A 10,927-nucleotide genomic window follows, 5' to 3' on the forward strand; every position below is an offset into this window, starting at 1 on the left:
CAGCACTCCAGGCACCACAGGTGCGAAGCGCGTCGGCAAAACCTGAAGGCGAGGCCGCAGTTCCGGTGGACGGCGGCAGGAGCTAGCCGAGCTGCGAGACGCGACATCGAGACCACCCCACACAAACTTCGCACATAATTTCCCACGGTCATTTTTCGAGACCACCCAAAAACGTTGCAATTCCAACGATATAAATTCAATGTTTGAACAAGCTGCAGGGAAATTACGTGCGGAATTGATGAGCGGCAGCAGAGCCCGGATAGGCAAAAGTCGCATGCAATTCGATTTGACTAAATTTCAACAAACCCAGAAAACGTTGCAATTCCAACGATGCAAATTCAATGTTTGAACAACCTGCTGGGGAATTGCATGCGAAATTGATGATTGACAGCCACAACTGGGCCGCATACAGCAACCCAGGGCCTGGCAGCGGTGCCTGTGGGCGGTGGCGGGGCCTGGCCGGCAACACACAGACAACAAGCACCGCCCGATTGAAGGCCGCCGCGAGGCCTGCAGGGCCTGGCCGGACAACGAGCCGACGCGCCGCCACGCACAGCACCGCAGGCGCCACTGGTGTGGAGGGCGCCGCCCGATTGGAGGCCGCCGCGAGGCCTGCGGGGCCTGGCCGGGCTTCGAGCCGACGCGCCGAGCTGAAAGCTCGCAGCGCGGACGGCGAGCGGGCGGGCAGGCCTCGCGGCGGTCGGAGATCAGGCCGCGCCCAGAACACCCGTGAGGCCACAAGCAGCCCGGCCCACACGCAACACCCACACAACCGCCCGGAAACGCCAAAGGGGCGGGTACCGAAGTACCCGCCCCTTGTCGGCTCACTCAGCCACTGCCTCGTCGAGGATTAGCCGAGCGACGGCCGGTATTCCCCGGCCCGCTCAGGCCGAATGGCCGTCAGTCCTGGCGACGGCGACGCATCCACAGGAACATGCCGCCAACGACGGCCGCTCCCAGGCCCGCTCCACCGATGAGGCCGTCGAAGCCGGTGCGTGCGAGACGCTGCTTCAGGCTCGGCTCCACGGCCGGGACGTCAGGCGCGACGTAACCGAAGTTCACGCCGGTGACCAACTGGTTCTCGAAGCCGATCGTGATCTCACCGGACATGGAGTCGGCGATGCCGTCCGGGTCCTCGGTCTGGTCGAGGCCGGCGAGGTCGCCGTCCGGGTGGACCTTGACGCGGTAGGTGCCGGCGGGCAGCTTCTCGAAGGAGTACTTGCCGTCCTTGTCGGTCGTCGTGGTGGCCACGACCTTGCCGTCCTTGTCGAGCAGGTCGACCGTCACGCCGGAGAAGGTCTCTTCACCGTCGGTGTAGGAGCCGGACTTGTCGGAGTCGCGGTAGACGCGACCAGCGATCAAGTAGTCGGGCACATAGCCGAAGTTGACCTTCTCCTGCAGGGAGTTCTCCGGGCCCATCGTGTACACCGCGGAGGTATCGTCGATGGTGGCGTCGGGGTCCTCGGTCTGGTCGTAGTCCTTGATGGACGAGGAGCGCACGACCTTGACGGTGTACTTGCCGTCGGGCAGGTGCTGGAAGGCGTAGTTGCCGTCCGCGTCGGTGTCGAGCGTCTGGAGGACGTTGCCGTCCTCGTCGAGGAGCTGGACGCTGACGCGCTCGAGGCCGGGCTCGTCACCGTCGATCGTCTTGTCGCGGTTGTCGTCGCGGTAGACGGTTCCCTTGATGGTGTTGTTGGGGACGTAGCCGAAGTCGACGTCGCCCTTGGTGGGGTTGTCCTCGTCGAGGGTGATCGGCTCGGACGCGTTGTCCAGCTTGTTGTCGGGGTCGCCGGTCTGGTCGGCGTCGGCCAGCACGCCGTCCTTGACGACCTTGACGGAGTAGGTGCCGTCGGGCAGGTGCTCGAAGGAGTACTTGCCGTCCTTGTCGGTCGTCGTGGTGGCGATGACCTTGCCGTCCTTATCGAGGAGCTGGACCGTCACGCCGGAGTAGCGTCCCTCGGTGTCGCCCTTGCGACCATCGCGGTCACCGTCGCGGTAGATGGTGCCGTTGATGGAGTTGTTGGCGATGTAGCCGAAGTTGACGTCCGTGCGGGTGCGGTGGTCGTTGCTGAGCGAGATGACGCCGGAGGCGCTGTCCTTGGTGGAGTCCGGGTCCTCGGTCTGGTCGAGGTCGGTGAGGGCACCGTCCTTGACGACCTTGACAGTGTAGTCGCCGGCGGGCAGCTTCTCGAAGGAGTAGGCGCCGTTCTCGTCCGTCGTGGTGGTCGCGACGACCTTGCCGTCCTTGTCGCGCAGCTTGACGGTCTGGTTGGCGTAGCCCTTCTCGGTTGCGCCGTGCGTCTCGTTGCGGTCACCGTCGCGGTAGACGAGGCCGTGGATCGAGTAGTCCGGCACGTAACCGAAGTCGATGTGGTCCTTGGTGGGGTTGTCCTCACCCAGGGTCACCGGCTCGGAGGCGTTGTCCTTGGTGGCATCCGGGTCCTCGGTCTGCTCGGTGTCGGCGAGTTCTCCGTCCTTGACGACCTTGACGGAGTAGGTGCCGTCGGGCAGCTTGGAGAAGGAGTAGTTGCCGTTCGCGTCGGTCGTCGTGGTGGCGATGACGTTTCCGGAGGCGTCGAGGAGCTGGACGGTGACGCCGGAGTATCCGGGCTCGGTGCCGTCCTGGTCGCCGTTGCGCGAGTCATCGCGGTAGACGGTGCCCGACAGGGAGTTGTTGTTCACGTATCCGAAGTTGACGTCCGTCCTAGACGGGTTGTCGTTGTTCAGCGTGATCGGCTCAGAGGCGTTGTCCTTCGTCGCGTCCGGGTCACCGGTCTGCTCGAGGCCGGCGATGGGGCCATCCTGAACGACCTTGATGGAGTAGGTGCCCGCGGGGAGCTTGTCGAAGGAGTAGGTGCCGTCCGCGTCGGTCGTGGTCGTGGCGACGACGTTGCCGTCGGCGTCAACGAGGTTGACCGTCACGCCCTCGTAGAGCTTCTCGTCCGTGTCCAGCGCGCCGGAGCGGTTGCCGTCGCGGTAGATCGTTCCCTTGATGAAGTAGTCGGGCACGTAGCCGAAGTTGACGTTCTTCTTCGTGGGGTTGTCCTCGCTGAGGACGATGGGCTCGGAGGCGCTGTCCTTGGTGCCGTCCGGGTCTTCGGTCTGCTCGAGGTCGGTGAGGGCTCCGTCCTTGACGACCTTGACGGAGTAGGTGCCGTCGGGCAGGTTGTCGAAGGAGTAGTTGCCGTTCGCGTCGGTCGTGGTGGTCGCGATGACCGATCCATCCTTGTCGAGGAGCTGGACCGTCTGCGCGGGGTAGCCGGCCTCGCCCCCGTTCAGGGAGTTGGAGCGGTTGTCATCACGGTAGATCGTGCCGGAGATCGAGTTGTTCGAGATGTACCCAAAGTTGACGTTCTCCTTGATCGGGTCGTTCAGCTCGAGGGTGATGTCACCGGAGGTGTTGTCCTTGGTGCCATCGGGGTCCTCGGTCTGGACGAGGTCGGCGATGGGGCCTTCCTTGCGCACGCGCACCTTGTAGGTGCCTTCCTCGAGGTTGGTGAAGGCGTAGGCGCCGTGAGCGTCGGTGGTCGTGGTGGCCACGACGTGACCGGCGTTGTCCAGGAGGTCGACGGTCACGCCCTGGTAGAGCTTCTCGCCGTCCTCGAGGGTCTCGGAGCGGTCGGCGTCACGGTAGATCGTGCCCTTGATCGTGTAGTTCGTGGCGTAACCGAAGTTCACGTTCTTCACGGAGGGGTTGTCGTGGCTGACCTGGACAACGCCAGAGGTGTTGTCCTTGGTGCCGTCCGGGTCCTCGGTCTGCTCGAGCTTCTTGAGCAGGTCAGAGGGCTCCACCTTGACCGTGTACTTGCCGGCGGGCAGCTTGGCGAAGGAGTACGTGCCGTCTGCCTTCGTCGTGGTCGTCGCGACGACCTGGCCGTCCTCGCCGAGCAGCTTCACGGTGATGCCGTCGAAGCCGGGCTCGGAGTTGTTGAGGGTCTCGGAGCGGTCCTTGTCGTAGTACACGGTGCCGGAGACCGTGTAGTCCTCGGCGTAGCCGAAATTGACGTTGATGACATCCGGATCGGAGCGGGTAAACGTGATGGCCCGCGAGCGGGAGTCTGCCTGACCGGAGGGATCCTCAGTCTGCTCGGTGTCGGCGAGCGGGCCGGTCTTGTCGACCTGGACGGTGTAGGTGCCGTCGCTCAGCCCGGTGAAGGAGTAGTTGCCGTCCGCGTCGGTCGTCGTGGTGGCCACGACGTTGCCGGAGGGGTCAACCAGCTTCACGGTGACACCGGACAGGTCAATGTCGCCCGTGTTCTTCGTCTTGTCTCGGTTCTGGTCGAGGTAGACGGCGCCGGAGATCGCGTGCTTCTTGACGTAGCCGAAGTTGACGTTCTCCTGGACGGGGTGGTCGGCGTTCAGGGTGATCGCGCCGGAGGCGTTGTCCTTGGTGGAGTCCGGGTCCTCGGTCTGGTCGAGGTTGGCCAGCTCGCCGGCCTTGGTGACCTTGACCGTGTAGGTCCCGGCGTCGAGGCCGGTGAAGGAGTAGTTGCCGTCCGCGTCGGTCGTCGTGGTGGCCACGACGTTACCGTCGGCGCCGATCAGCTGGACAGTGACGTCCTTGAAGGGCTCCTCGCCGTTGTTGTACGAGGAGGACTCGTTCGCGTCGTAGTACACCTTGCCGGAGACGCGGTGCTTGACGGAGATGGACGCCGTCGAGGAGTTGTTGCCGGGCACGAGGTCGTACTCGGGCGGGTTCACGAAGGAAGCCGTGTTGTTCAGGGTCTGGCCTTCGGTGCCCGCATTCAGCGTGACGGTCACGAAGAGCGAGGCGTACTCGCCGGCGAGCATGTCGCCCATGGCCCACGTGGTGCCGTCGAAGGTGCCGGCCTCGTCGGTGCCCTGACATTCATGGGGCAGGCCGCTCGTGTAGCCGGAGGTGCACTTGTGCGTCTCGGCGGATACGAAGGTCGTGCCCGCGGGGAAGGCTTCCTTGACCTTGAGGTCGGGGGCCTTGCCCTGGCCAATGTTGCCGGCGTCGATGCGGTAGGTGACCTGGTCGCCGGGCTTCAGGTTGGAAGCGTCGGAGACGACGGTCTTGTTGAGGGCGACGTCGAGCGCGAGGGCGATGGCGACCTTGATCGGCTCGGCGGGCAGGATGGCGCGGTTGTTCGAGGCCTGGGTGGCCGCGATCGCGACGGACTCGTAGGCGATGCCGGTCGCGTTATCGGGGGCCTTGATGGGCGCGATGATCGGGATCGAGGCGCCGGCCTTGATCGGGGTGGCCTTGCCGTTGATGTAGATGCGGTAGGACTTCACGTCGGCCCACGAGGCCGGGGTGGCGGTCCAGTTGTTGTCACATCCAGCGGGGCCGGCTGCCATGGCGTCGCCCTGGTTCATGACTTCGCCGCGGCAGGGGTTGAAGGAGGTGGAGTACTCGATGGTGACCTGCGAGGGGTCGATGCCCGAGCCTGTGCCAACCTGGAGGGGGCCGGTGAGGATGGGTTCCCACTCGGAGCCGCGGGGATCAGAACCCTGGATGGCGGTGTCGTTCACGTGGGGCAGGATGCCGTACACGGTCATGTCGGACAGGTCCGCGTTACCGGAGTTGGTGGGGGTGATGCGGTACTGGCCGTCTTCACCCTGGCGGATGACGGACACGCCGTCGGTGTACTTCTTGTAGGTCGAGCCTTCGATGGAGCCGAGGCTTTCGAGGACGACGTCGGCACCGGCCTGCTCGGAGACCGTGAAGGTCGAGGAGACGGGGCAGACCTGGTCTGCGGTGTTGCCGTCACCGTTGACGTCGTAGGTGTCGTCGGTGGAGCCGTAGAAGCAGATGGTCGTCGTCTTGGAGGTCAGCGCGTACTCGGGCTCGGCCGCGGAGATGTAGGCCTCGTTCCTGTGCGTGCCGGCGCTCATCGAAGAACCGACCTTGCCTCGCAGCTGGATGGTGGTGCCACCCTTGGTCTGGTAGCCGGGCCACGTGACCTGGACGAGCTGGCGGGTGCAGCCGGTGGCGTCGGTGACGTCGCGGACCGTGACGGTCTTGTCCTTGCCGGAGGGGCCGCCCGTGACGGAGCCCTCGACGAAGGTCATGCCGCAGGGCAGCAGGTCGGAGATGACGGGCTGGGAGTCGACGATGGTCGAGGTGTTGTTCGCGGTGACGCTGAACGTGACCTCGGAGCCGGGCGACGCCAGGTTGCCCCTGATGGTGGACTTGGCGTTGTAGTACTTGGGCAGCGCGGTGCCCAGCGTGAGGATGTCGCAGTAGTCGTCGGCGGGGATCTGGATGGATCGGGAGCCGTCGAGGGACTTCATGGACCAGTCGGAGACACAGTTCTGGACGCGCACGTACTGGTCGGACTTGCCGGCCTTCCATGCGGCGGAGTTGGTGTCGGCCTGGACGTAGGTGGTGCCGTCTTCGGTCGTGGGGGTGCCTGCGCCGACCGGGCCGGCGACGTTGAGGATCGAAGACTCACCGGCGGGGATCGTCTGCTTGTAGTGGAAGACGGTCAGGTACTCGTCGGCGGCGAAGGAGGAGAAGTCGAATGCCTTGCCGCGGTAGATGGTCTGAGTACCGGTGTTGCCCTTGTTGGTCCAGTAGGTGATTTCGATGGGCGTCGTCGTCTGGGTGTCCATCGTCTTGACGCGCATGAGGGGCTTGGAGCAGTCCTTGGAGCCGTCGGTCGGGGACACGAGGCCACAGGTCATGTAGTCGGTGTACTCCATGACGACCGGGACGTTGGAGGTGTTGGAGTAGCTGTACAGCCAGTTACCCTGCTTGCCGCGCTCGAATTGGCTCATGGCGCGCTTGTTGAAGCCGCCGCCGTAGCGGACTTCGCTGTCGAAGCGGTGCGTGAAGGAGGCGTTGGCGGTGACAACGTTGGTCTCGTTGTGCATTTCCGAGCCGGTGAGCTTCGCGGTGTTGGTGACGGTGTCCTCCGTGCAGGTGTCGTCGTAGTGGACGGTGACGGACAGGACGATGTTCATGAACGCGGGGTTCACGTCGCCGACGTTCCAGGTGACGGTGTGGGTCGCGGCGTCGTAGGAGCTTTCGACGGTCGCGGCCGAGTTCGTCTTGGTGTTACCCGAGGCCGAGGAGGACACGTACGTCGCGCACTGCGGCAGCGGGTCGGTGATGACGACGTCGGTCATGTTGGACTTGCCGTTGAGGCCGTCCACGTTGGTGTCGTACTTCGGCGTGATCTGGTACGTCACGTCGACGTTCTTGGGGGTAGCAACCGGGCCGGTCTTGCTCAGGAGAGGCGTCGGCTCGGACTTGATCGTCACGGTCGCCTGCGAGGTTTGCTTGCTCTCGCCGGAGGTGAAGGTTGCGACCGGGGTGACGGTCGAGCCGCCGGGGGTCACTCCGCGCGGGGCGGTGAAGGTCAGGACCGTCTGGAACGAGGAGCCGGCGGCGACGGTTCCGAGGTTGTAGGTGACGAGACCGTCGGCATTAGCGGTCGGCGCCGTGATCGTGGGGGTAACGACCTTCTTGCCGGCGGTGGCCGTGGCGTTGACGCCTTCGGGGGCCGAGTCGAGGTTCGAGTTACCCGCGGGCGTCACGGTGTGGGGCAGTGTGATGGTGACGACCGAGTCGAGGCAGTCCTCCGTGGTGGAGGCGCACGAGAACTCGACGACGTAGCGCTGCTCGACCCCGGAGAGGTACGAGGTCGTATCGGGATTGATTGCGAGCTTGAGCGTCGGCGCTGCCGCATAGGTGGGCAGCGTCGTGACGCCAATCATGACGAGGGCGGTCGTGACGAGCATGGCAAGCAGCTGGGCTGGCTTGGATGCCTTCGACCACATGTGATTGATGTGCACAGACTTCTCCTGAGTGTGCGAAAACAGCATATTCCGCGCCAATTCTACGGGTTTCACAGCAAGTGTGAAGGAGGTATTTGCTGAGGTCAGGAGCCCTCTAACTTCACCATGGAAGGTCAGTTTTTATGCAGTGAGGTCAGCGTGGCAAACAACCGTCCACACGGTTTATACACAACTGTGCACAAGGCTGTGGAAAAACAGGGGTCGTGACGACGGCTAATAGGCCACTTTGCAGCTCTGTGGACAACGGCCTCGTCGTTATCCCACGAACAACCAGGTGGTCGGACAAATCGTTTTCGACTGCACAATCGGGCCCCATCAGGACCTTCATCCTATACGGATTGATGAAACTCACAAACAAAAACCCGCAACCATCAGGTTGCGGGTAAAACGTGGAGCTAACGGGACTCGAACCCGTAACCCCCTGCTTGCAAAGCAGGTGCGCTACCAATTGCGCCATAGCCCCGTCGGAGGAACTCAATCCTCCACGGTGTCCGTCACGGACGTCCACAGGTCAGCATTGTCGGAAAGATCAACGAGAATTTGTCGAACGACGATGCCTACGGCCACGACGGATCCGACAGCCACACAACAGGTGACCCATTTCTTCATAATGATCCTCCGCTTTCGCTCGCCTGCGGATGGTGGGCCTAGGTGGGCTCGAACCACCGACCTCAGTCTTATCAGGACTGCGCTCTAACCTACTGAGCTATAGGCCCAACCGGCACCCTTTCGGGCACTCGGATATAGTACACAGCACAGGGCCATCCGGCAAAATCGAGAGTTCGTGACGTCGAACACGACGAGTTTTCACCGCTCTCACAGGAGGGAATGAGCGCGTCGTGGCAACGATCTTTGACTACGTTCGCCAGGCTCACTCGCCGCTTCAGGCGGACCTCTCCCCCGCCGACGCCCTCGCCTTGACCTGCCTGGTCTACGTGGATTTCCACGCGCTGCCGGGGCCTCGTTCCCCGCGCGGCTGCCTGCTCCGGGAGGTCGCCCAGGCCTCGTCCATCCCTTCTCTGTATCGCTATTCATCACCGACGCACGCGGATCGTCAGTTACTCGAGGTAGCCGGCTGCAGCGAGCGATTCGGGGGGCTCCGCGTGCGCGATGCGGTCACGCGGTTGGGTACGCACCCACTCGCTCAGTTCGGCGCCGCCACCTTCATCGACGAGGCCGGGACCACCTACGTGGTCTTCCGCGGCACGGATGCGAGCGCGGTGGGGTGGGCGGAGGATGCCCGCTTTGTTCTCGATTTTCCGACTGATTCGCAGCAGTGGGCCGCCAACTACCTCGCGTATGCGGCGTCGCGCGCTGCGGGACCGATCGTCGTGGTCGGGCATTCGAAGGGCGCGAACCTTGCGCTGTATGCTGCCGCGGCTACCACTCCCCCGACGCTTTCTCTCGTGCATGCCTTCGATCCCGTTGGTTTCCCTGCCGCTGCTATCGACGACGGATTTTTCGACGGCATCAACGGGAGTATGCGTATCTACGTGACGGCGGGCTCGTGGGTGAGCCCGCTGCTTCCCCTGCCCGCGCCGACGACGGTCGTAGCATCTGGGTGGCCTGGTCCTTTGAGCCATAACCCCTATGCGTGGTGCCTGGAAGGCGCCTCCTTGGAGCTGGATGGGCGTAAGCCATCACGGTCGGGCCGCGTGTTGCGGAGTGTTCTTCGCGCATTTCTTCGGACCCGCCCGACGCGGATTGGCACCATCTAGCGACGCCGCTCCCACAGGTGGCCACTTGGGGCCCTTACTCGCGCACGTTCACCCGCTAATCCGCACGTGGGTCCGCTCATGCGCACGTTAACCCGACAGGCGGTGACCTAGGTGGGCTGCCCACCATGCCACCAATAGGGTTTAGCTGCGCATAAGCGGGTTAAGGCTGCCAGTGGTGGGGCCCAGCTGCCACCAACGCCCCTCATGATCACTCCCACGGCGACGAATCCAGCCCTCACGACGCGACTCGGCCCCATTCGGGTCCCACCAATGCGCACGTGGGCCCGCTAATGCGCACGTGGGCCCCTTCATGCGCACGTTAACCCGCTCATGCGAGCCTGGGCGACCCCGCCCACGCGCTAAGTTGCAGGTTCACGTGCGATATAGCGGGTGACCGCTCGCAATAGCGGGTTCACGTGCGAACAACGCACCACCGCCAGACACTGGTGCGCCCAAAACGTAGACCATCTCGCCCACAACACCCCATTTTCAACGTCTTTCACCGAGGTGGTCTGCGATTTGGGCGCCATACCACCTCGAACAGCGGCCGCGCCGTCACCAATCGGGGGGAATTGCACGACACGGGGGTCCGACACGCCGACGACACGCCGCAGAAGGGCGTCATGTAGTGCAAAACCCCCATCGCAGCCAGCCCGAAGTGCGCCGCGTCGCCTCCAAGACCGGCGCAGGGCCGCTTGGCGCGAAAAAACTCGCCCAGCACGGCCCCTCCGGCGGCTCTTCCGCGAAAAAACTCGCCCAGCACGCGCAAAAACGCCGAATTTGGGGTGTTGTGAGCGCGCGGGGCGAACTTTTTCGCGCTTTCACGATCTAACAGCGACGCAGGGCAACTTTTTCGCGCGTGCAGACGTAGGCCCTCCAGTGCACTAACCATCAGCGACCTGACCCCACTGGTGCGGAGGGTGCCAGCGGACCCGAAGAGCCCAGCCGCAGTGCCCATGAGCAGCGCCAGGGCGCTGCCACAGCCCGCCAACTGGCACGAGGACTACGCCTGGGCACGACACTATTCACTCAACAAGAACCACGCCGCGCCACTTCGGTACAAAACTCTCCCAGCACACCCCTTCTCACCGCATGTGCGGTACAAAACTCTCCCAGCACGAGCTGCACGGCCCCACTTCCGGTACAAAACTCTCCCCGCACGCCCCCTCTCGCCGCATTTCCGGTATAAAACTCTCCCAGCACACCCGAAATGGCCCAATTTGGCGCAATCTACGCATGCAGGGAGAGTTTTGTACCGCTTTCACCACCAAGAAGCCGAGCAGGGAGAATTTTGTACCGAACACGAGGCAGAGTTGGGGCTAGCCACGACACCACAACTGGCACCACAAGTGCGGAAGGAACCGGAGCAACCACAGGACCGAGATGCAGCACCCGCGGGCGGCGGCAGGGCCAGCATGGGTTGGCAGGGCCAGCATGGGTTG

General features: G+C 63.8%; 3 protein-coding genes and 2 tRNA genes. 1 reads left to right on the forward strand and 4 read right to left on the reverse strand.

Annotated features, from left to right (window positions below):
• Positions 1-900 precede the first annotated feature (900 nt).
• From O3684_RS10065 to O3684_RS10080, 4 genes are all read right to left on the reverse strand, one after another.
• A complete protein-coding gene (locus O3684_RS10065; protein WP_500066791.1) occupies positions 901-7,749 on the reverse strand; it encodes an SdrD B-like domain-containing protein in 6,849 nt (2,282 codons plus the stop codon).
• A gap of 408 nt (positions 7,750-8,157) precedes the next feature.
• Positions 8,158-8,230: transfer RNA gene (locus tag O3684_RS10070), tRNA-Ala, on the reverse strand.
• Between the two features lie 11 nt (positions 8,231-8,241).
• Complete coding sequence (locus O3684_RS10075) at positions 8,242-8,376, reverse strand: DLW-39 family protein (protein ID WP_285098988.1); 135 nt, start codon at positions 8,374-8,376, stop codon at positions 8,242-8,244.
• Between the two features lie 30 nt (positions 8,377-8,406).
• Positions 8,407-8,483, reverse strand: a tRNA-Ile gene (locus O3684_RS10080).
• Between the two features lie 123 nt (positions 8,484-8,606).
• On the opposite strand from O3684_RS10080, the gene O3684_RS10085 reads away from it, so the two are divergent.
• Positions 8,607-9,485: an Mbeg1-like protein gene (locus O3684_RS10085; RefSeq protein ID WP_500066789.1), complete on the forward strand. Its 879-nt coding sequence runs from the start codon at positions 8,607-8,609 to the stop codon at positions 9,483-9,485.
• Positions 9,486-10,927: the final 1,442 nt, after the last annotated feature.

Source organism: Pauljensenia sp. 20925_1_27 (genome assembly GCF_041432835.1).
Lineage (GTDB): Bacteria > Actinomycetota > Actinomycetes > Actinomycetales > Actinomycetaceae > Pauljensenia.

Coding starts and splice junctions, on each gene's coding strand:
- O3684_RS10075 (WP_285098988.1), bottom strand. CDS start 8,376: ATGAAGAAATGGGTCACCTGTTGTGTGGCTGTCGGATCCGTCGTGGCC.
- O3684_RS10065 (WP_500066791.1), bottom strand. CDS start 7,749: ATGTGGTCGAAGGCATCCAAGCCAGCCCAGCTGCTTGCCATGCTCGTC.